Source organism: Spiribacter pallidus (genome assembly GCF_040838495.1).
Classification (GTDB): Bacteria; Pseudomonadota; Gammaproteobacteria; order Nitrococcales; family Nitrococcaceae; genus Spiribacter; species Spiribacter pallidus.
Genome location: NZ_JBAKFM010000002.1, coordinates 418926 through 439153, shown reverse-complemented (window position 1 = coordinate 439153; position 20228 = coordinate 418926). Strand labels below are relative to the sequence as shown.

Genomic DNA, 20228 nt, shown 5'->3' with positions numbered 1-20228 from the left:
GGGCTCAGCGCACAATGCCGCGGGGGGATGCCCGCAGAAAGGCCAGAAACTCCATGATCGCCGGATCCCCCTGCGCCTCGGCCTCGATGGTCTCGAGCGCCTCGGCAAGCCGCAGACCGCGTTTGTACAAAAGCCGATAGGCGTTACGCAGACGCTGCTGGGCGGCTTGATCAAACCCCTGGCGCCGCAGCCCCTCGCTGTTGGTGCCATGGGGCTCGGCCGGATCACCGGCCACCATCACCCAGGGGGGCACATCCTGACGGATGCAACTGCCCATCGCGGTAAAGCAGCCCTGCCCCAGACGGCAGAACTGGTGGACCAGACTGAATCCACCCAGGGTGACGCGATCGCCCACCTCGACATGACCGGCCAGCGATGCCCCATTGGCAAAGACCACGCCGTTGCCCACCTGGCAGTCATGGGCGATATGCACGTAGGCCATGATCCAGTTGTCATCGCCGAGTCGCGTGGTGCCACCGCCATCCGCCGTTCCGCGGTTGATGGTCACACACTCGCGAATGGTATTGCGCCGGCCGATCTCCAGCCGGCTTTCCTCGCCGTGGTATTTCTTATCCTGCGGCACCTCGCCCACCGAGGCGAACTGAAACACCCGGGAGTCGGCGGCGATGTGGGTCGGGCCGTTGATCACCGCGTGGGGGCCGACCCAGCAACCGCTGTCGATCTGTACCCCGGCGCCGATCACCGCATACGGGCCCACCACCACGTCATCGGCCAGCCGGGCCTCCGGGTCGACCACCGCAGTGGGATCGATGCCGGTCACGATGCCCTCATGGTGCAGCGAATCCCGCAGCTCACCGCCAATCGGCCATTCACCTCGGCCCGGGCTTTGAAAAGCCAGATGCCCCGGACCAAGCGATCGAGTTCGACGGCCAGCGACACCGCATCACCGGGCACCACCGGGGACTTAAACCGCGCCTCATCCACGCCGACCAGGTAGAAAAGCGGGGCCTCGGGTGGCAGCTCGGCGTCGGGCTCGGCCTCGCGGGTGACAAAGGCAAGCAGCCCGCAGGCCTGGGCGAGCGCTTCGACCAGCAGCACGCCGGGCATGATGGCCTCGCCCGGAAAATGCCCCGGTACCCACCAGGCGCTGGCACTGGCATTGTGCACTGCTTGCAAGGACTCGCCCGGGGTGTAGTCCACCACCCGATCGACCAGCAGGAAGGGATAGCGATGCGGCAGACGGCGCTTGATCCCGTTGAGATCGAGCGTCCGCGCCGCGGTGGTTGTCTGATCTGTCACTCTTTGTCTCCCGCCCCCAGGGTTTTTTCGAGTTGCTCGACGCGCCGGACTAGCCCCTCCAGCTGCCCGAAACGAACCGCGTTCCGGCGCCATTCGCGGTTGGGAGACGCCGGCACGCCCGATGAGTAGATCCCCGGGTCGGTAATGCTGCCGGTGACCATGGCCATGCCGGTGAGCGTGGTCCCGGCGGCGATCTCCAGATGCCCGGCAATCCCCACGGCGCCGCCAATCGTACAGCACGACCCGATCACCGTGCTGCCGGATATCCCCGTGTTCGCGGCGATCACCGTATGCGCGCCAATCCGCACATTGTGGGCCACCTGAACCAGGTTATCGAGCTTGCATCCCTGCTCGATGACCGTATCCCCCTGCGAGCCGCGGTCCACCGTAGTGTTGGCCCCGATACAGACATCATCCTCGATGATCACCGCGCCAAGCTGTGGCACCGCTTCCCAGTGGTGTTCACCCCGGGCAAAGCCAAAGCCGTCACTGCCAATCACCGCGCCGGCCTGGACATGCACCCGATCGCCCAGTCGAACCCCGGCAAGGATGGCGGCGTTGGCCTCGATTCGACAGTCGGCCCCCAGCCGGGCATCGCTGCCGATCACCACCCCCGGGCCGATCCGGCAGCCCGGCCCGATTGCCGCACCGCTTTGCACCACCACGCCCTCGCCGATCTCGGCTGCGGCATCCACCCGGGCATCGGCGGCCACCACCGCCGAGGGCGCGATCCCCGGCTGCACCGCCGGCAGCGGGTTGAGCAGTCGGGCCACCCGGGCAAAGTCAAAATAGGGATTGCGCGAGTAGAGAATGCGGAAGGGATAGCCCTCGACCGACTCCGAAGGGTGCAGGATGACCGCCGTGGCGCGGGTCTGGGCAAGCTGCCGGCGATACCGGGTATTGGCCAGAAAGCTCACCGCCCCCGGGCCGGCCTCGAGCAGCGAGGCGACCCGATCGACCGCGGCCTCGGCCCCGCCATCGAGATCCATCCCGGTGGCCGAGGCCAGTTCGCCCAGCGTCAGTTGTCTCGGCCCGGGGGACGGCACCGGATCACTCGGCGGCGTTTTGCTGTTCATACTGGCGCTGCAGCCGCTCGATGATGCGGTCGGTGATGTTGACCGCATCGCTGGCGAAGACCACACCGTCGCTGACCACCAGGTCATACCCCTGCTCGGCGGCGAACGACTCGACCACTCGCAGTATGCGCTGCTGGAGATCGCCAAGGGCTTCATTGCGGCGCATGTTGAAGTCTTCGCGGAAGGCCTCCTGCTGGCGTTGGATCTGCCGGCGGCGGGTGACGATCTCGCGCTGCAACTCCTGCTCGGCCTCGGCGTCCAGCGTCATGCGCTGTTCGGCGAGCCGGTCCTCTAGCGCCCGGAGGGTCTCCTGCATGGCGACGATCTGCTCATCCCGCGGTGCAAACTCTCGCTGGAGTCGCTCGCGGGCCGCATCTGCCTGGGGCGCTTCGTCGGAGACCCGCCCCGGGTTGACGTAACCGATGCGCAGATCCTGCACGGTCTGGGCCACCGCCGTGCCCATCACCCCCAGCGCCAGGAGCAGCAATGCCAGTGGTTTGATCCAGAATGCTTGGTTGTTGGCCATTTAAAAGAACGCACCAATGGTGAATTGAAAAAACTGGGTCTCATCGCCCTGTTCGTCATTCAGCGGGCGGGCCACGCTCATGGTCAGCGGGCCGATGGGCGAGTAATACACCAGCCCCAGGCCGGCTGCATAGCGAAGATCCGAAAGACTCACATCGCCGGGGCCCTCCGCCGCCTCGCGATCGCGGTCCCATACCTGACCGGCGTCGACAAAGGTCGAGACCCGCAGATTGTTGCCATCGCTGTCCTCGGCAATGGGAAAGCGCACCTCGGCCCGGCCAAGAAGGCGCAGATTGCCCCCGGTGGGGTCGTCATTGTCATCCCGCGGGCCCAGCGAGTTGCTCTCATAGCCACGCACGGTGGTGATGCCGCCGGCGTAGAAGTTCTCGTAAAACGGCAAGGTCTCGCCCTCGCCATAGGCATCGCCGTAGGAGAGCGTGCCATCGAGCACCAGCGTGAAGCGCTCGCTGAGGGCGACATACCGGGACTGCTCGTAACTCAGTCGGTAGTACTCAAGGTCGGACACACCCGGCAGGGCCACCTCGAGCCGGGTCTGCTGACGGGCACCGGCGGTGGGGAATATCGCCGTATTGCGGGTATCCCGCGTCCACGACAGGTTGGTGCGGATCACCGTGTTGTCCGGGCCGTTGCGGGTTTCAAAATCGCGCTGGATGTTGCTGGGGTTGTTGAACTCCAGCGAGACATCATCGTATTCCACATCCACGCCGACCCGGTCGTTGCTGGTCACCGGAATGCGATAGCCGTACGAGGCGGTCGCCGTCTGCAGCCCGTAGTCCGCCAGATCGGCCTCGTCGGCATCGCGGTCGCGGAACGACACCGCATAGCGCCGGTCGATGCCGCTCATGGTGTAGTTGCGCTCGAGATAGGAAAGCCGGTAGGTGGTATCCGAGTCATCGCTGTTGGCGACGAATTCGGCCCGGTCACCGGTGCCGAAGACATTATCCTGCTGGATGCCCAGGTTGAGGATCACACCCTGGTCGGTGCCAAAGCCCACACCGGCGCGCAGACTGCCCGACAGCCGTTCGGTGGCATTGACCTCGACATCCACTTGGTCGCTGGTCCCCGGCACCCGCGGGGTGTCGATGCGCACATCACTGAAAAACCCCATCCGGCCCAGTCGCGACTCGGAGTCGCGCAGATCCTTGGTCGACAGCCAGGTACCCTCGTACTGCCGCAACTCGGTGCGGATGACGTCATCCCGGGTGGTTTCATTGCCGCTGATTCGGATGCGGCGGACATAGACCCGCTCGGCGGGATCGACAAAAAAGGTCAGATCCACCGTCTGATCGGCCTCGCGCAGCTCCGGCAGCGGGTTGATGCGGGCAAAGGCATAACCGCGTTCGCCGAGCTTCTCGCGCAATGCCTCGATCGTGCGGGTGATCCCGCGCTGGTTGAAGATCTCACTCGATTCAATGGCCAGCAGCGGCCGGAGTTCGGCCTCGTCATAGATGAGCTCACCGGCCAGCTCGATATCGCCGACGGTGTACTGCACCCCTTCATCGATATTGACCGTGACATGGATGCGCTGGCGGTCGGGGCTGATGGTCACCTGCGTGGACTCGATGTCGAAATCGGCATAACCGCGGTCGCGGTAGAACGCCCGCAGCCGCTCCAGATCCGCCGCCAGGCGTTCGCGTGAATACTTGTCGCGGTTCGAGAGAAATGCCCACCACGGTGCCGGGCCCATCTCAAAGCGGTCGCGCAGCTCGTCGGTGTCGAAGGCCCGGTTGCCGATAAAACGGATGGGCTGGACCGACGCCGGCTCACCCTCCTCGATGTCGAGCCGCAGCCCGACCCGGTTGCGCGGCAGCGGCGAGACCGTGCTCTGGACGTCGATATCGTAATAGCCAAGGGCAAAGTATTGCTGCTCGAGCTCGCGCTCGATGGTCGCGAGCAACGACCGGTCGAAGCTCTGCCCCTCACCCAGCCCGGCGCCGGCCAGCCCCTCGCGCAGACGGTCCCCGGCGATGGCGTCGTTGCCGATGAATTCGATCCGGGCAATCGCCGGGCGCTCGGCGACCTGGATGATCAGCGCATTGCCGTCCCGGAGCAGTTCGACATCATCAAAAAAACCGGTATCAAACAACGCCTCCACGGCGTCGGCGCTGTCGGTGCCATCGAGTTCGTCACCCACATCCAGTGGCAGGTAGTTGAGCACCGTGCCCTCGGCAATCCGATCGAGCCCCCGGATACGGATTTCTTCGATGGTAAAGGCCTGGGCCGTACCCAGGATGAAAAAGCTAAAAAGCAATGCGGCCAGTCGTGTTCGCATCATCCGCCCTTGTCAGCCCCCGGCGCCGAAAAGCCGGTTGAGGTCGTTGTAGAAGGCAAGCGCCATTAACATAAACAATAGTGCCATACCGATCTGCTGCCCCACCCCCTGGGCGGCTTCGGACAACGGCCGTCCTTTCACCCACTCGATGGCGTTGTAGAGCAGATGCCCCCCATCGAGGATCGGTACCGGCATGAGGTTAAGGATACCAAGACTGATGCTGACGATTGCCAGAAACTTCAGAAAAGGCACCGGCCCCAGCGATACCGAATCACCGGAATACTGCGCGATGCTGATCGGGCCGCTGAGGTTTTTCACCGACGCTTCGCCGACCACCATCTTCACCAGTACCCGCACCGTCAGTGTCATGCCCCGCCAGGTGGCGTCCAGCGCCCGCGGCACCGCGGCAAGCGGGCCCTCGCGGACTTCGTGGCGCATCCCGGCGTAGGCTTCTTCGTCGAGCCGCGGGACCACCCCCAGCACGCCCCGGCGCTGCTCACCCTCGCCGCGGCTGCCAAGCACTACCTCGCGGGTGATGCGACTGCCATCGCGCCGGGCGATGACGGTGACACGCTCGCCCGGGCGGTCCCGGACGGCATCCACCAGATCCCCCCAGGCCTTGGTCCGGGTCGGTCCGATCTGCCGGATTACATCACCCTCGGCCAGCCCGGCATCCGCGGCCGCACTGCCTTCGACAACCCGCGCAATGCGCGGCTCGATGACCGGCCGCCAGGGCTGGAGCCCGATCTGCTCGAGCACATCGGTGCCGTCCTGCAAAACATTGGCCCCATCGAGGTCGAGCCGCAGCGTGGTCGAGCCGGTGGACGGCCGCTGGACCGTTACCGGAATATCGTCACGATCCGAGGCATCGAGCATGGCCATGGCCACCTGATCCCAGGCCTCGACCCGCACGCCGCCAATGCGCTTGAGTTCATCGCCCTCCTGCAGCCCCGCTTCGGCCGCCGGCGACTGCGGGATGACCGGCCCCAGAACGGGCCGGAGCTCCAGCGCGCCGATGACAAACACCAGCCAATAGGCGATAACCGCCAGGGCAAAGTTGAACACCGGGCCGGCGGCAATCACAGCATTGCGCGCCCACAGCGGCTTGCGGTTGAAGGCCTGGCTCTGCTGGTCGGATTCGACCGGCGCCTCGCGTTCGTCGAGCATTTTCACGTAACCACCAAGCGGGATGGCGGCAAGGACATACTCGGTGCCATCGGCGCCGCGACGCTGCAACAGCGGGCGGCCGAAGCCGACCGAGAATCGCAGCACCTTGACGCCCACCCGTCGGGCCACCCAGAAGTGACCGAACTCATGGACCGTGACCAACACCCCGATGACCAGCAAAAAGCCAAGCACATTGATCAACCAGCTCATGCAACACCCCACTGTCGGATGCAGTCGGCGGCATGCGTCCGCGCCCACTGCTCGCAATCGACCAGATCATCCAGGCTCGCGTCGCCACGGCGATCCATGTGCTCGAGGGTCTGCTCGATCACCGCGTGGATGCGATCAAAGCGCAGCGACCCGCCGATGAACGCCTCGACGGCCGCTTCGTTGGCACCATTGAGTGCGGCGGTGGCGGTGGCGCCCGCCTCGAGGGCGTCGCGCGCCAGCTCCAGGCAGGGAAAACGCCGCCCGTCCGGGGGCAGGAAATCGAGCTGCCCCAGGCGGGTGATATCCAGATGCGCCACCCCCGAGTCCAGCCGCCCGGGCCAGCCCAGGGCGTGGGCGATGGGGGTTCGCATATCCGGTGCCCCCAGCTGCGCCAGCGTCGAACCATCCCGATACTGAACCAGGGCATGGACCAGGCTTTGCGGGTGGATCACGACGCCGACCTGATCGCTTTGACATTGAAAAAACCGACAGGCTTCAATGACTTCCAGGCCCTTGTTCATCATGGTTGCCGAGTCCACCGAGATCTTCCGGCCCATGCGCCAGGTGGGATGGGCACAGGCCTCGTCGACCCGGATCTGGGCAAAGGTCGCCGGGTCACGCTCACGAAACGGCCCCCCCGAGGCGGTGAGGATCAATCGCGTCACCCCGGCTTCGGCAAGCCCGGCATGGCCATGGGGGGCATCGGCCCGTCCGGGTAGACACTGAAAGACTCCGTTATGCTCGCTGTCGACCGGCAGGATCCGGGCACCGGTTCGGCTGGCGGTGGCCATGACCAATTCACCGGCGACCACCAGCGCCTCTTTGTTGGCGAGCAGGACTTTCTTGCCGGCCTCAACCGCCGCCAGGCACGACGCTAGCCCCGCCGCCCCCACAATGGCGGCAACCACTGTATCCACCGCCGGATCGGCGGCGGCGGCGGCAACGCACTGATCCCCGGACGCCACCTCGACGCCATCGAGATCCTGCAGCCGTCGCGCCAGGGCGGCCGCCGAGTCAGGGTCGGCCATCACCGCGCGTGCGGGGTGGTGCGCTCGGCAGATCCGCTCCATCCCCGCGACATCCCGGTGGGCGGTCACGGTATGCAGCTCGAAATCCCCGGGGTGGCGGGTGATGACATCCAGGGTGCTGGTTCCGATCGAACCGGTGGCTCCCAGAATGGCGATTCGCTGGATGGTGTTGCTCATCCAATCCTCATTACTGCCGCCGCCAAAATCGGGGCGGCGGCGATCAATGCATCAATCCGGTCCAGGATCCCGCCATGACCGGGCAGGATGGCACCGCTGTCTTTTATGCCAGCCTGACGCTTGAGCAGGCTCTCGGCAAGATCGCCGACCACCGAAAGCAGGACCACCAGCACCGCAACCGGCAAAAGCCAGGCCACCGAGGGCAAGGCCAGCCCGGCCCGACCGCCGGCCGCGAAGACCACCGTGGCCAGCACCAGCGCCATGACCAGGCCTCCGGCCAGGCCCTCAACGGTTTTGCCCGGGCTGATCCCCGGTGCCAGGGGGCGTCGGCCATAGCGGCGGCCGCTCAGATAGGCGCCAATATCCGCGCCGGCGACCAGTGCCAGCAGCAGCGCCATCCAGAAGGGCCCTTCGCTTTGCAGGCGCACCATGGCAAGCCAGGCGAGCGCCAGGGTGATCATGCCCGCCGCCAGACGCAGCACCGCCGGGAGCATCACCGGCTGCTGCCGGCGCGCCTGGGCGACGACCCACATCGACACGGCGAGCCACCACAAAACCCCGGGTAATGCCCAGCCCATCCGGCCATCCACCCGATAGTGCCAGAGCAACAGCAACGCCCCGCCCAGCACCAGGGCGAAGAAAAGCCGCGCTGGCGCCCCGCCGAGGTCACTCAGCCGCGCCCACTCGTGGGCGCCGATCAACATCACAACCCCCAGCGCCAGCGCAAACCCGGCAAGCGGCAGCACAGCAATGGCCAGCACCGCCACCAACGCCAGCGGGATTGCGGTGATCACCCGCTGACGCAGCATCTCAGTCCAGATCCTCGGATATCCGGACGGTGCCGAACCGCCGCTCGCGGCCGGCGTACCACTCCAGCGCCCGGGTCATCTGTACAGCATCAAAATCGGGCCAGAGTACCGGGGTGAAGTAGAGCTCGGTGTAGGCAAGCTGCCAGAGCAAAAAGTTGCTGATCCGCTGCTCCCCGCCGGTGCGGACGAAAAGATCCGGATCGGGCAGGCCGGCCAGGCAGACCCGCTCGCCGACCATTGCCTCGTCGATGGCCTCGGGGGCCAGCTCGCCGGCCGCCACGGCCTCGGCCAATCGGCGGGCCGCCTGGGCGATGTCCCAGCGCCCGCCATAGCTCGCGGCGATGTTGAGCACCATGCGCTCGTTATCGGCGGTCAGCGCCTCCGCCGCCTGACAACGCGTCTGCAGCTTCTCTGACAACCGGCTGCGATCGCCAATGATCTGCAAACGGATGCCGTTTTCATGCAGTCGCGTGGTCTCGCGGTCGAGCACCCGCATGAAAAGCTCCATGAGCATGCTCACCTCTGAGGCGGGGCGCTGCCAGTTCTCGCTGCTGAAGGCGAACAGCGTCAGCGCCTCGACGCCGGCGCGGGCGCAGGTCTCAACCGCCTGGCGGACCGACTCGGCACCGGCACGATGTCCGTAGTGACGCGCCTCGCCGTGCTGTGCGGCCCAACGCCCGTTACCATCCATGACAATGGCCACATGCCGTGGCACTTCGCGGGATGCGTCGGTCATAAAAGTGACTGCCGGCCGGTGGCCCTCAGACCGCCATCAGCTCCTCTTCCTTGGCGGCGAGGAGCTCGTCAATGGCCTGAACATGCTTGTCGGTGAGCTTCTGAATGCGATCCTCGGCCTGCTTTTGCTCGTCTTCGGTGATTGCCTTTTCCTTGAGCAACTGCTTGAGGTCGTTGTTGGCATCGCGACGGATGTTGCGCACCGCCACCCGGGCCTGCTCACCCTCGCTGCGGACCACCTTGACCAGATCGCGTCGCCGCTCCTCGGTCAGCGGCGGCAGCGGGATACGGATCGTCTGGCCGGCGGTATTGGGCGTCAGCCCCAGGTTGGACTCCATGATGGCCTTTTCGATGGGCGCGATCATGGACTTCTCAAACGGGGTGATCACTAGCGTCCGGGCGTCGCCGACCGCGACTGAGGCCGCCTGATTGAGCGGCACCTCGGTGCCGTAGTAGCTCACCGTGACCTGATCGAGCAGGCTGGTGTGGGCCCGGCCGGTGCGGATTTTGTGCAGATCGGTGTTCAGACTCTCAACGCTTTTATCCATGCGCTGATCGGCATCCCGGGTAATCTCGTCAATCATGATTCATCCCCTCTCCACCCGGGTACCGACGTTTTCACCATCGACAATGCTGGCGAGCGCCCCGGGTCGGTTGATGTCGAACACTATAATGGGCATGTTCTCGTCGCGGCACATCACAATGGCGGTGGCATCCATCACCGACAGCCGTTCATCGAGGACCTGATCGTAGGTCAGCCGCTCGTAGCGCCGCGCCCCCTCATCGGTGACCGGATCGGCCGAGTAGACGCCATCGACCTTGGTGGCCTTGAGCATGACATCCGCGCCGATTTCCACCGCCCGCAGACTGGCCGCCGAGTCGGTGGTGAAAAACGGATTGCCCGTGCCGGCGGCAAGGATCACCACTCGGCCCTTTTCAAGATGACGAATGGCCCGACGGCGGATGTAATCCTCGCAGACCTGGTTGATCTTGATCGCTGACATTACCCGGGTAAAAACGCCCTCGTGCTCGAGGGCGTCCTGCATGGCCAGGCCGTTCATGACCGTGGCGAGCATACCCATGTGATCGGCCCCGACCCGGTCCATGCCGGCGGCGGCCAGGCCCGCGCCCCGAAAGATGTTGCCTCCACCGATGACCAGAGCCACTTCGACACCGCGGTCGACCAGGGAATGCACCTCGGCGGCGAGACGCCGCAACACCGCCGGGTCGATGCCATAGTCGGCGTCACCAAGAAGTGCCTCGCCGCTGAGTTTCAGCAGGATGCGACGATAGACCGGTTCCGCCATGGCGTTTCCCTCAACTGCCCTGAATCGTGGCTGCAACCTCTTCGGCGAAGTTCTCCTCGCGCTTTTCGATGCCCTCGCCCACTTCCAGGCGGGTGAACTGAACGACCCGCGCACCATGCGCCTCGAGCAACGCCTCGACGGTCTGGTCCGGGTCCTTGACGAACGGCTGGCCCAGGAGGGTGATCTCGGCCAGCCACTTGCGAAGCCGGCCTTCGACCATCTTCTCGATGATCTCGTCCGGCTTGCCAGACTCGCGCGCCTGGGCGACCAGGATCTCTTTTTCTTTCTCGCGGCGCTCGGCGGGCACGTCATCCACGGCCACGCAGACCGGCTGGCTGGCGGCGATGTGCATGCAAAGATCCCGCCCCAGCGCCTCATCACCGCCCTCGAGCTCGAGCAGCACGCCGATACGGCTGCCATGGAGGTACTTGAACACCTGCCCGGTGTCGGTGGCGTAGCGCTCGAAGCGGCGCACCTGGATGTTCTCACCAATGCGTGCGATCAGCTCTTTCTGCGCGGTCTCGAGATCCGGCCCACCGGACTCGAGGGGCAGACTCATCAGCGCCTCGAGGTCAGCCGGTGCATCGGCCAGGATCCGGCCGACCACCTTGGCGGCAAAGGCCTGGAAGTCATCGCCGTTGGCGACGAAGTCGGTTTCGCTGTTGATCTCGACCAGCGCGCCGCTGCGGCCATCCTCGGCAATGGCAGCCACCACCGCGCCCTCGGCGGCTACCCGGTCGGCTTTCTTGTCGGCCTTGGCCAGGCCGCGCTTGCGCATGAACTCGACCGCGGCATCCATGTCGCCGTCGGTTTCTACAAGCGCCTTTTTGCACTCCATCATCCCCGCGCCGGTTCGCTCGCGCAGGTCCTTGACCAATTGTGCGGTAATCGCCATGAACTCTATCCCCGTTATTTCTCGTTCTGCTCGGCACCCTCGGTGCCCTTGGCCTCGGCATCGTCCGATGTCGCGGCCGGCTCGGCGGCGGCCGGCTCGGCGGCGGCCGGCTCGGCAGCAGCAGGCTCGGTGGCCGCCGGCTCGGCCGCGGCTTTCTCGGCAGCCCCGGCATCTGCCGCCGCGCCGTCGGCGGGCAGCTCGACAAACTCGTCACCGCCGCTGGTCGGCGCCTTGGCGCTTGTCATACGAGCATCGATGATGGCATCGGCCACACCGTGCAGATACAGCCGAATGGCCCGGATGGCGTCATCGTTGCCCGGGATCACATAGTCCACTTCGCGGGGGCTGTTGTTGGTATCCACCACGGCCACCACGGGAATGCCCAGCTTGCGCGCCTCCTGGACGGCGATCTTCTCGTAGCCGACATCGACGACAAACAGTGCATCCGGGAGTGATTCCATGTTGACGATGCCGCCAAACGCCCGCTCGAGCTTGTCCATCTCGCGCTGCAGGCTGAGGACCTCGCGTTTGCCGAGCTTCTCGAAGGTGCCGTCTTTCTGCTGCTCCTGGAGCTCTTTGTACCGCCGGATCGATTTTTTGACCGTGCGGAAGTTGGTGAGCATGCCGCCGAGCCAACGGTGGTTGACATAGGGCATGCCGCAGCGCTCGGCCTCTTCACGCACCGCGTCGCGGGCCGCCCGCTTGGTGCCGACGAAAAGGATGCGTCCGCCGTTGCCGACCAGTTTGCCGGCATAGTTCACCGCGTCCTGGTAGAGCGGCAGGCTCTTTTCGAGGTTGACGATGTGGATCTTGTTGCGCTCACCGAAGATGTAAGGGGCCATCTTCGGATCCCAATAGCGGGTCTGGTGGCCGAAATGAACACCGGCCTCCAACATCTGACGCATGGACACTTTGGCCATGTCGGTATCTCCTTGTGGTGGGTTAGGCCTCCATACACCCGCAGCTGACAACCCGAAGGCACCCCGCCAACCGTGTCGGTGTATGTGTGGAATTTTGATTGCATTGCCCCGAGGGCGCCGCGTTTATACCATAGAGCGCTTGTATCGACAATTTCGTTGGCTCCATGGGCATCACCATCAAGACCCCGGCAGAGATCGAAAAAATGCGCGAGGCCGGCCGTCGCGCCGCCGAAGTGCTCGACATGATCGGCGAGCACGTCCGCCCCGGGGTGACCACCGGCGAGCTGGACCGGCTGTGCCACGAAAAAATCGAGGCCATGGGCTGCATCCCGGCGCCGCTGAACTATCGCGGCTTTCCCAAGGCCACCTGCATCTCGGTCAATCATGTGATCTGCCATGGCATCCCCGGCAGCAAGAAACTCAAACGCGGCGACATCCTCAACATCGATGTGACGGTGATCTGTGATGGCTGGCATGGGGACACCAGCCGGATGTACTTTGCCGGCGAGCCGGGGATCCAGGCCCGCCGCGTCACCGATGTGGCCCGCGAGGCCCTGGATGCAGGCATTGCCGCCGTCCGGCCCGAGGCCACGCTCGGCGATATCGGCCACGCCATCCAGACCCTGGCCGAATCCCGGGGCTGCTCGGTGGTGCGCGAGTACTGCGGCCACGGCATCGGTCAGGGCTTTCACGAAGACCCCCAGGTGTTGCACTACGGCAAGCCGGGGACCGGCGAGCCGCTGCGCCCGGGAATGACCTTTACCATCGAGCCGATGATCAACGCCGGCCGTCGCGAGACGCGGCTGCTGGGCGATCAATGGACGGTGGTGACCAAGGATCACGGTCTCTCGGCGCAGTGGGAACACACCGTGGCGGTGACCGACGATGGCGTGGATATCCTCACCCTGAGCGCTGCGGACTGAATGGCGGCCGTTGCCGAGTCCCCTGCCACCGAGCTGGATCGTCAGCTGCTCGACGAGGACCGGCTGGATGCCGCCCTGCGCCAACCCGACCAGAACCCGGCCACGCTGCTCAAACAAACCCTGAGCGAGGCCGACGACACCCTCGCCGCCCGGTTTCTCGAGGGCACCCCCGCCGCCGAGCTCGTGCCGCTGCGCGCCCGGGTGATGGATGCGGTGGTCAGCCGGCTGTGGCCGATCTGTCTCAACGACCATGCCGACACGGCCTGCCTCGCCGCGGTGGGCGGCTATGGCCGCGGCGAGCTCCATCCGGGCTCGGATACCGATTTGATGATCATCATCCCCGCCGATCCAGTCGAGGGGCTCGAGTCAGGGCTTCGGGATTTTGTCACCCGGCTCTGGGATGTGGGCATCGAGGTCGGCCACAGCGTGCGCACCATCGAAGAGTGCGTCAGCGAAGCGACCAAGGACATCACCGTGGCCACTAATCTGATGGAATCGCGCCCGATTATCGGTGACCGGGCGCTTTTCGAGGCCATGCAGCAGGCCACCGGGCCGCTTCGCATCTGGTCGGGGCCACAGTTTTTCCAGGCCAAATGGGCCGAACAGCAGCAGCGCCACCGCCGCTTCGAGGACACCTCGTACAATCTCGAGCCCAACCTCAAGGAAAGCCCCGGCGGACTGCGCGACATCCACATGATCGGCTGGGTGGCCAAACGCCACTTCAATGCCGACTCGCTGGATGATCTGGTGGATCTGAAATTCCTCACCCGGGCCGAGCTCGAGGACCTGCGCCAGGGGCAGCATTTTCTCTGGGATATTCGCTTTGCCCTGCATATCGTCGCCGGCCGTCGCGAGGACCGGCTGCTTTTTGACTACCAAAGCGAGCTGGCCCGGCAGTTCGGCTACAAGGATGCCGACCATACCCTGGCGGTCGAGCAGTTCATGCAGCGCTACTTTCGGGTGATCAAGCGGCTCAACCGGCTCAACGAGATGCTGCTGCAGCTCTACCAGGAGACCATCCTCTACGCCGGCATCGACGAGCGCCCGCAGCTTTTGAACAAGCGCTTCCAGGTCAAACGCGGTTTTATCGAGGTCACCCACCGCAACGTCTTTCGCCGCTATCCGTTTGCCATGCTCGAGCTTTTCCTGCTCATGCAGCAACACCCGGCGATCCGCGGCATTCGCGCAGCAACCATCCGATTGCTGCGCGAAAACCGCGACCGCATCGATGATCGTTTCCGCCGCGACCTGCGGGCGAGGACGCTTTTCATGGAAATCCTCCGCCAGCCCGAGGGCATCACCCATGCCCTGCGGCGGATGCACGTCCACGGCATCCTCGGGCGCTACATCCCGGCCTTTGCGCGGATCACCGGACGGATGCAGTACGATTTGTTCCACGTCTACACGGTGGATACCCACACCCTGATGGTGGTGCGCAACCTGCGGCGTCTGGGTGTGAGCGAGCACCACGATGAGTTCCCCTTCTTAAGCGAAATCCATGGCCGGCTGCCCAAGCCCGAGCTGCTCTATCTTGCCGGGCTTTTCCATGACATCGCCAAGGGCCGGGGGGGTGATCACTCCGAACTAGGCGCCGAGGATGCCTACGCGTTCTGCCTCCAGCACGGGCTGTCGCGCTATGACTGCCGTTTTGTCGCCTGGCTGGTGCGCAAGCATCTGCTCATGTCCATGACCGCCCAGCGGCGCGATACCACCGACCCGGCGGTGATCGACGAATTTGCCGCCGAGATGGGCGATATCAACCATCTCAACCATCTGTATCTGCTCACCGTCGCCGATATTCGCGCCACCGACCCGCATCTGTGGAACAGCTGGCGGGCGACGCTGTTACTCGAGCTCTATCGCCGCACCGCCCGGGCCCTTCGGCGCGGCCTGGGCCGTCCCATCGACCAGGATGAACTGGTGCGTGAAGCCCAGGGTCGGGCCCGTGAGCTGCTGCGCTCGCGAGGGCTGCATCACATGACCGTGCGCTCGATCTGGCGGCATTTCACCCCCGATTACTTTCTTCGCTACACCGCCGAAGAGGTGGCCTGGCATACCGCCGCCATTCACGCCGCCGGCAGTGCCGCCCACGAGCCCCTGGTGCTGATCGAACCCGACACCCAGCGCGGCGCCACCGAGGTCTTTATCTACACCCGCGACCGGGACAATATCTTTGCCCTGGCGGTCTCGGGATTTGACCAGCTGGGCATGGACATCCTCGATGCGCGCATCATCACCACCACCAACGGCTACACCCTCGATAGCTTTCTGGTCGAGGATGACCCGAGCGAGCCGACCGACAGCGATGCCCGTCATGCGGCCATCCGCGAGCGGCTGACCGGGCTGCTGCGCGACCCCGAGGCGCTGCCACAGCCGCGCACCGGAGTGCTGCCCCGGCGCCTGCGGCATTTCAACACCCCGACCCAGGTGGACTTTGGCGAAGACCGGGGTAACGAGCGCACCACCATGGAGTTGATCACCGGCGACCAGCCCGGGTTGCTCGCCCAGGTGGGCTGTATCTTTGCCCGCCACGGCATTCGCGTGCAGAACGCCAAGATCGCCACCATCGGCGAGCGCGCCGAAGATGTATTTTTCATCACCGATGCCGACAACCAGCCGCTCGATAGCGCCACACGGCAGGACTTGCGCGCGGATCTGCTGGGGACGTTCGAAGCCGAGGCCGACATCATGCGACGGGGTGATGGTGTCTGAGCGCCCCCATCCATCCACCGGTCGCCTCGACCGGCTCCAGCCCTATCCGTTCCAGCGGCTGCGCTCGCTGCTCGCCGATGCCACGCCGCCGGTGGGCCGGGGCGCGATTCCCCTTTCGATTGGCGAGCCCCGGCACCCGGCACCGGCCATGGTAGGCGAGGCGCTTCGCGTCAGTCTGGATGAGAGCCTGGGCCGCTATCCGGCGACCACCGGGACGGCGGCGTTGCGCGAGACCATCGCCGCATGGCTGCAGTGGCGGTTTTCACTGCCATCGGGCCGTCCCGATCCGGCGCACGAGGTCCTGCCCGCGGCGGGCACCCGGGAGGCGCTCTTTGCCGTCACCCAGGCCTTTGTCGAGCCCGGCAACCGGCCCGCGGTATTCATGCCCAATCCCTTCTATCAGATCTACGAAGGCGCGGCCCTGCTCGCTGGTGGCGAGCCGGTGCTGCTCGACACCCGGGCCGAGAACGACTTCGAGCCCGACCTTGGCGCCATCACCGACGCCCAGTGGGCCCGCTGCGGATTGATCTATCTATGCAGCCCCGGCAATCCCAACGGCCGGGTGCTGAGCCACGCCTTCTGGGAGCGGCTCTTTGCCATCCAGCAACGCCACGGCTTTGTCATCGCCGCCGATGAGTGCTACAGCGAGCTCTACCGCGAGGACGCCGAGCCGCCGCTGGGGCTGCTCGCGGCCTGTCAGGCGGCGGGCCGGACGGCATTCGAGGACTGTCTGGTCTTCCACAGCCTGTCCAAGCGCTCCAATGTCCCCGGCCTGCGGTCCGGCTTTATCGCCGGCGATGCGCGGCTGATCGAGCGCTTCAGCCGCTATCGCACCTACCAGGGCTGCGCGCTGCCCGAGCATGTGCAAAGCGCGAGCATCGCCGCCTGGGGCGACGAACACCACGTCCGCGACAACCGCCGGGCCTATGATCGCAAGTTTGCCCTCGCCCGGCGCATCCTCCAGCCGGTGGCCGGGTATCATGACCCCCAGGCCGGGTTCTATATCTGGCTGCCGGTCCCCGGCGGCGATGATGAGGGCTTCTGCCGCGGGCTTTATCAGGCAAGCGGCGTGACAGTCCTGCCGGGGCGTTACCTCTCGCGCCCCAGCCGCGAGGGTGACCCGGGCGCCGGTTACGTCCGCCTGGCACTGGTGGCCGAAGAGGCCATCTGCGAGGATGCGCTCGAGCGCATCGGCAACTTCATCCAGACCTACGCTTAACGGAGACCCTGCATGGCAACCCTTCAGCAGACCATCGAGACGGCCTTTGACAACCGCGATTCGATCCGGCCTGACAGTGCGCCGGCCGAGGTCCGCGAGGCCGTCGAAACCGCCCTCGCCGATCTCGATCAGGGCCGTGCCCGGGTGGCCGAGAAAACCGCCGACGGCTGGCAGGTTAATCAGTGGCTGAAAAAGGCAGTGCTGCTCTCCTTCCGTCTCTCGCCCAACGCCCCGATCCGCGGCGGCGAGACCGACTACTTTGACAAGGTGGCGCCGAAGTACGCCGACTACAACAGCAAGGACTTCGCCGCCGATGGCGTCCGGGTGGTGCCACCGGCTACCGCCCGGCGCGGGTCGTTCATCGCCTCGGGGGTCGTGCTGATGCCCTCGTACGTCAACATCGGCGCCTATGTCGATGAAGGCACCATGGTGGATACCTGGGCGACGGTGGGCTCATGCGCACAGATCGGCAAGCAGGTCCACCTCTCGGGGGGTGTCGGCATTGGCGGTGTACTCGAGCCATTGCAGGCCAACCCCACCATTGTCGAGGACCATTGCTTTATCGGCGCCCGTTCGGAGATCGTCGAAGGGGTGATCGTCGGCGAGGGTGCGGTCATCTCGATGGGCGTTTATATCGGCCAGAGCACCAAGATCTACAACCGCGAGACCGGCGAGGTGGTCTACGGCCAGGTGCCGCCCGGCGCGGTGGTCGTGCCCGGCAGCCTGCCGGCCGAGGACGGCAGCCACAGCCTCTACTGTGCGGTCATCATCAAACAGGTCGATGCCAAGACCCGCGCCAAAGTGGGCATCAACGAACTCCTGCGGCCCTGAGCCACCGATCCATGCGCCTTGCCGACGACACCAGTTTGCAGCTTGCCGAGGCGCTGATCGAGCGCGCCTCGGTCACCCCGGCGGATGCCGGGTGCCAGGCCCTGCTGCAGTCCCGGCTCGAGGCGATGGGGTTCGACTGTCACGACCTCTCGCGGGGCGAGGTGAGCAATCTCCTGGCCGTGCGGGGGGATGCCGGCCCCTGCCTGCTGTTCGTCGGCCATACCGATGTGGTCCCGCCGGGGCCAGCAGAACGCTGGCAGAGCCCGCCTTTTGCCCCCACCCGACGGGACGGCCGCCTCTACGGGCGCGGCGCTGCGGATATGAAAAGCAGCATCGCCGCGTTTATTACCGCCTGCGAGCGACTGACCGCCGCCGGCCCACCCGACCACCTGCGCGTGGCGCTGTTGCTGACAAGCGATGAGGAAGGGCCGGCCATGGACGGGGTCCGGGCCGTGGCCCCGATACTGCATGACTACCTGGGCGATATCGACTGGTGTCTGGTCGGCGAGCCCAGCAGCGAGGCGCGGCTTGGCGATACCATCCGCATCGGCCGGCGCGGCTCGTTGAGCGCCGAGGTCACGATTGACGGCCGGCAAGGGCATGTTGCCTACCCAGCCCATGCCGACAACCCGCTCCACCGGCTTGCGGGGCTGCTCAACGCCCTTGTCGCCGAGCGATGGGATGAGGGCACGGCAGCCTTCCCGCCCACCGGGTTTCAGATCACAGGAGTCGATACCGATACCGATGCGGTGAATATCATCCCCGGCAGGGCACAGGCGCGGTTCAATCTGCGCTTCTCGCCGGCGTCCACCGCCGCCGGCCTGCAGAGGCGCATCAAGGCGATCGCCGCCGCGCATGCGCCGGATGCGGCTTTTGTCTGGAAGCACTCGGCCGATCCGTTCGGTGGCGATGCCGGTGAGCTGCGCGCCGCGGTCGAGGCGGTGATCCACGAGCAGCTTGCACTCACCCCCGTTGCCAACACCGCCGGGGGCACCAGCGATGGCCGGTTCATCGCCCCGCTGGGGGCCGAGGTGGTCGAGCTGGGGCCGGTGAACGCGACCATCCACCAGCCCGATGAGAACGTCGCGCTGGCCGATATCCCGGCACTCAGCGACCTCTACGAGGCGATCATCCGTCGACTGGGCTCGCTGCACCCACCCGGCTGAGCAACCGGTGCGCGGCGGCCCGCCCGCTCTGCCAGGCGCCTTCGAGGGTGCCATCGCTGACCCAGTCACCAGCACACAGGATATCCTCGGACTCGAGATAACCGCCCTCGGCCTTGAGTGCATCGCGTGCCCGGGCAAAACGCCAGCGGTGGACGAACCGTTCGGTGACCACCGGGTGACGGTTGATGAGATCGGCAAAGGCCTGGGTCAACCACTCGCCCACGGCATCCTGGGACCATTCGATGTTGGCCTCGGACCAGGCGGCGGTGGCATGCAGCAACCAGATCTCGGGCAGATGCGGCCGCTCGGGTCGTGAGCCGGAACGGGCGATCCAGCCCAACGGCCCACTACTGGGGAAACCGGCGTCAAAACCAAGCTCGAGCGGTGCCTCGAGCACCAGCCCCACCGCCCAGCAGGGCTGCATCCGGGCCGTGGCCGCCCTGGCGGCCAGACGCGGACAAGGCTCGGCCAGCAGGGACTGGCTCTGGGGGGCCGGCGCGGTGAGGATCAGCCCGTCGAATTCGCCCAGCGACTCGCCCTGGCGCTCACGCAGCACCCAGCCGGTGAGCTCGCGGGTGATCTCGCTGACCTGCACCGAGCAATGCAAATCGAGCCCTTCGGCCAGGTGCCTGGCAAGCGCCGACATCCGCGGGACAGCGACCAGCCGGGCCTGCGGCCGGGCCGGCTGCTGCTCGGGAAGCACCCGTGGCTCGACGGACCAGGGTGCGACCACCCCCGCCTCGATCCACTGATCAACGGTTTGCCGGAATGCCGGATCCCGCGCAGTGAAATAAGGCAGCCCCAGGTCAATGCCGCCATGGTCGGTGCGCTTGCTCACGCTGCGGCCACCCGGCCCACGGCCTTTGTCGAAGATTACCGGCTGATGGCCCGCCGCCTTGAGCACACCGGCGGCGGTCAGACCGGCGATGCCCGCCCCGATGATGGCTATGCGCATTGGCAACTCCCGCCGGTTGG

The 20228-nt window shown here is 65.8% G+C and carries 19 protein-coding genes; 5 read left to right on the top strand and 14 right to left on the bottom strand.

The window, feature by feature from the left end; genetic code table 11:
• Positions 1-4: 4 nt before the first annotated feature.
• The 13 genes from lpxA to rpsB are packed head-to-tail and all read right to left on the bottom strand — an operon-like array spanning position 5 to position 12402.
• Positions 5-781 carry an acyl-ACP--UDP-N-acetylglucosamine O-acyltransferase gene (gene lpxA, locus V6X73_RS05535; RefSeq protein WP_367958585.1) on the bottom strand — a complete coding sequence of 259 codons (777 nt, stop codon included), beginning with the start codon at positions 779-781 and terminating at the stop codon, positions 5-7.
• A complete protein-coding gene (fabZ, locus tag V6X73_RS05530; RefSeq protein ID WP_367958586.1) occupies positions 778-1260 on the bottom strand; it encodes a 3-hydroxyacyl-ACP dehydratase FabZ in 483 nt (160 codons plus the stop codon). The genes lpxA and fabZ overlap by 4 nt, the downstream gene beginning before the upstream one ends.
• On the bottom strand, positions 1257-2336 hold the full coding sequence (gene lpxD / locus V6X73_RS05525; RefSeq protein ID WP_367958587.1) for a UDP-3-O-(3-hydroxymyristoyl)glucosamine N-acyltransferase: 1080 nt from the start codon (positions 2334-2336) through the stop codon (positions 1257-1259). The genes fabZ and lpxD overlap by 4 nt, the downstream gene beginning before the upstream one ends.
• Entirely contained in the window at positions 2311-2862 is a 552-nt protein-coding gene (locus V6X73_RS05520; RefSeq protein WP_367958588.1) for an OmpH family outer membrane protein, read from the bottom strand. The genes lpxD and V6X73_RS05520 overlap by 26 nt, the downstream gene beginning before the upstream one ends.
• On the bottom strand, positions 2863-5157 hold the full coding sequence (bamA, locus tag V6X73_RS05515) for an outer membrane protein assembly factor BamA (RefSeq protein ID WP_367958589.1): 2295 nt from the start codon (positions 5155-5157) through the stop codon (positions 2863-2865).
• Positions 5158-5166: 9 nt separating this feature from the next.
• Positions 5167-6531, bottom strand: coding sequence for an RIP metalloprotease RseP (gene rseP, locus V6X73_RS05510; protein ID WP_367958590.1), 1365 nt, complete (start codon positions 6529-6531; stop codon positions 5167-5169).
• Positions 6528-7736: a 1-deoxy-D-xylulose-5-phosphate reductoisomerase gene (locus tag V6X73_RS05505; protein WP_367958591.1), complete on the bottom strand. Its 1209-nt coding sequence runs from the start codon at positions 7734-7736 to the stop codon at positions 6528-6530. The genes rseP and V6X73_RS05505 overlap by 4 nt, the downstream gene beginning before the upstream one ends.
• Positions 7733-8545, bottom strand: coding sequence for a phosphatidate cytidylyltransferase (locus V6X73_RS05500; protein WP_367958592.1), 813 nt, complete (start codon positions 8543-8545; stop codon positions 7733-7735). Before V6X73_RS05500 ends, V6X73_RS05505 begins: the two co-directional genes overlap by 4 nt.
• 1 nt (position 8546) lies before the next feature.
• Complete coding sequence (uppS, locus tag V6X73_RS05495) at positions 8547-9281, bottom strand: polyprenyl diphosphate synthase (protein ID WP_367958593.1); 735 nt, start codon at positions 9279-9281, stop codon at positions 8547-8549.
• Between the two features lie 25 nt (positions 9282-9306).
• Positions 9307-9864: a ribosome recycling factor gene (gene frr / locus V6X73_RS05490; protein ID WP_367958594.1), complete on the bottom strand. Its 558-nt coding sequence runs from the start codon at positions 9862-9864 to the stop codon at positions 9307-9309.
• A gap of 3 nt (positions 9865-9867) precedes the next feature.
• A complete protein-coding gene (gene pyrH, locus V6X73_RS05485; protein ID WP_367958595.1) occupies positions 9868-10587 on the bottom strand; it encodes a UMP kinase in 720 nt (239 codons plus the stop codon).
• A gap of 10 nt (positions 10588-10597) precedes the next feature.
• A complete protein-coding gene (tsf, locus tag V6X73_RS05480) occupies positions 10598-11482 on the bottom strand; it encodes a translation elongation factor Ts (protein ID WP_367958596.1) in 885 nt (294 codons plus the stop codon).
• A 14-nt stretch (positions 11483-11496) separates the two neighbouring features.
• A complete protein-coding gene (gene rpsB, locus V6X73_RS05475; protein WP_367958597.1) occupies positions 11497-12402 on the bottom strand; it encodes a 30S ribosomal protein S2 in 906 nt (301 codons plus the stop codon).
• Positions 12403-12566: 164 nt separating this feature from the next.
• Between rpsB and map the strand changes: the two genes are divergently transcribed.
• From map to dapE, 5 genes are read left to right on the top strand one after another with little or no spacing between them, the layout of a single operon-like run.
• On the top strand, positions 12567-13325 hold the full coding sequence (gene map, locus V6X73_RS05470; RefSeq protein ID WP_367958598.1) for a type I methionyl aminopeptidase: 759 nt from the start codon (positions 12567-12569) through the stop codon (positions 13323-13325).
• On the top strand, positions 13326-16037 hold the full coding sequence (glnD, locus tag V6X73_RS05465; RefSeq protein WP_367958599.1) for a [protein-PII] uridylyltransferase: 2712 nt from the start codon (positions 13326-13328) through the stop codon (positions 16035-16037).
• Entirely contained in the window at positions 16027-17256 is a 1230-nt protein-coding gene (gene dapC, locus V6X73_RS05460; RefSeq protein WP_367958600.1) for a succinyldiaminopimelate transaminase, read from the top strand. Before glnD ends, dapC begins: the two co-directional genes overlap by 11 nt.
• A 12-nt stretch (positions 17257-17268) precedes the next feature.
• Complete coding sequence (gene dapD, locus V6X73_RS05455) at positions 17269-18087, top strand: 2,3,4,5-tetrahydropyridine-2,6-dicarboxylate N-succinyltransferase (RefSeq protein WP_367958601.1); 819 nt, start codon at positions 17269-17271, stop codon at positions 18085-18087.
• An 11-nt stretch (positions 18088-18098) separates the two neighbouring features.
• The gene (dapE, locus tag V6X73_RS05450; RefSeq protein WP_367958602.1) at positions 18099-19253 is read left to right on the top strand and encodes a succinyl-diaminopimelate desuccinylase; all 1155 of its coding nucleotides are present in this window, start codon (positions 18099-18101) and stop codon (positions 19251-19253) included.
• On the opposite strand, the gene V6X73_RS05445 is transcribed toward dapE, so the two are convergent.
• Positions 19216-20208 carry an NAD(P)/FAD-dependent oxidoreductase gene (locus V6X73_RS05445; RefSeq protein WP_367958603.1) on the bottom strand — a complete coding sequence of 331 codons (993 nt, stop codon included), beginning with the start codon at positions 20206-20208 and terminating at the stop codon, positions 19216-19218. The genes dapE and V6X73_RS05445 overlap by 38 nt on opposite strands.
• Between the last annotated feature and the right edge of the window lie 20 nt (positions 20209-20228).

Excerpts from the sequence above, each read along its gene's own strand:
- tsf (WP_367958596.1), bottom strand. The coding sequence starts at position 11,482 with ATGGCGATTACCGCACAATTGGTCAAGGACCTGCGCGAGCGAACCGGC.
- uppS (WP_367958593.1), bottom strand. The coding sequence starts at position 9,281 with ATGACCGACGCATCCCGCGAAGTGCCACGGCATGTGGCCATTGTCATG.
- lpxD (WP_367958587.1), bottom strand. The coding sequence starts at position 2,336 with ATGAACAGCAAAACGCCGCCGAGTGATCCGGTGCCGTCCCCCGGGCCG.
- frr (WP_367958594.1), bottom strand. The coding sequence starts at position 9,864 with ATGATTGACGAGATTACCCGGGATGCCGATCAGCGCATGGATAAAAGC.
- map (WP_367958598.1), top strand. The coding sequence starts at position 12,567 with ATGGGCATCACCATCAAGACCCCGGCAGAGATCGAAAAAATGCGCGAG.
- V6X73_RS05520 (WP_367958588.1), bottom strand. The coding sequence starts at position 2,862 with ATGGCCAACAACCAAGCATTCTGGATCAAACCACTGGCATTGCTGCTC.
- dapC (WP_367958600.1), top strand. The coding sequence starts at position 16,027 with ATGGTGTCTGAGCGCCCCCATCCATCCACCGGTCGCCTCGACCGGCTC.
- rpsB (WP_367958597.1), bottom strand. The coding sequence starts at position 12,402 with ATGGCCAAAGTGTCCATGCGTCAGATGTTGGAGGCCGGTGTTCATTTC.
- bamA (WP_367958589.1), bottom strand. The coding sequence starts at position 5,157 with ATGATGCGAACACGACTGGCCGCATTGCTTTTTAGCTTTTTCATCCTG.
- dapE (WP_367958602.1), top strand. The coding sequence starts at position 18,099 with ATGCGCCTTGCCGACGACACCAGTTTGCAGCTTGCCGAGGCGCTGATC.
- pyrH (WP_367958595.1), bottom strand. The coding sequence starts at position 10,587 with ATGGCGGAACCGGTCTATCGTCGCATCCTGCTGAAACTCAGCGGCGAG.
- glnD (WP_367958599.1), top strand. The coding sequence starts at position 13,326 with ATGGCGGCCGTTGCCGAGTCCCCTGCCACCGAGCTGGATCGTCAGCTG.
- V6X73_RS05500 (WP_367958592.1), bottom strand. The coding sequence starts at position 8,545 with ATGCTGCGTCAGCGGGTGATCACCGCAATCCCGCTGGCGTTGGTGGCG.
- V6X73_RS05445 (WP_367958603.1), bottom strand. The coding sequence starts at position 20,208 with ATGCGCATAGCCATCATCGGGGCGGGCATCGCCGGTCTGACCGCCGCC.
- dapD (WP_367958601.1), top strand. The coding sequence starts at position 17,269 with ATGGCAACCCTTCAGCAGACCATCGAGACGGCCTTTGACAACCGCGAT.
- rseP (WP_367958590.1), bottom strand. The coding sequence starts at position 6,531 with ATGAGCTGGTTGATCAATGTGCTTGGCTTTTTGCTGGTCATCGGGGTG.
- V6X73_RS05505 (WP_367958591.1), bottom strand. The coding sequence starts at position 7,736 with ATGAGCAACACCATCCAGCGAATCGCCATTCTGGGAGCCACCGGTTCG.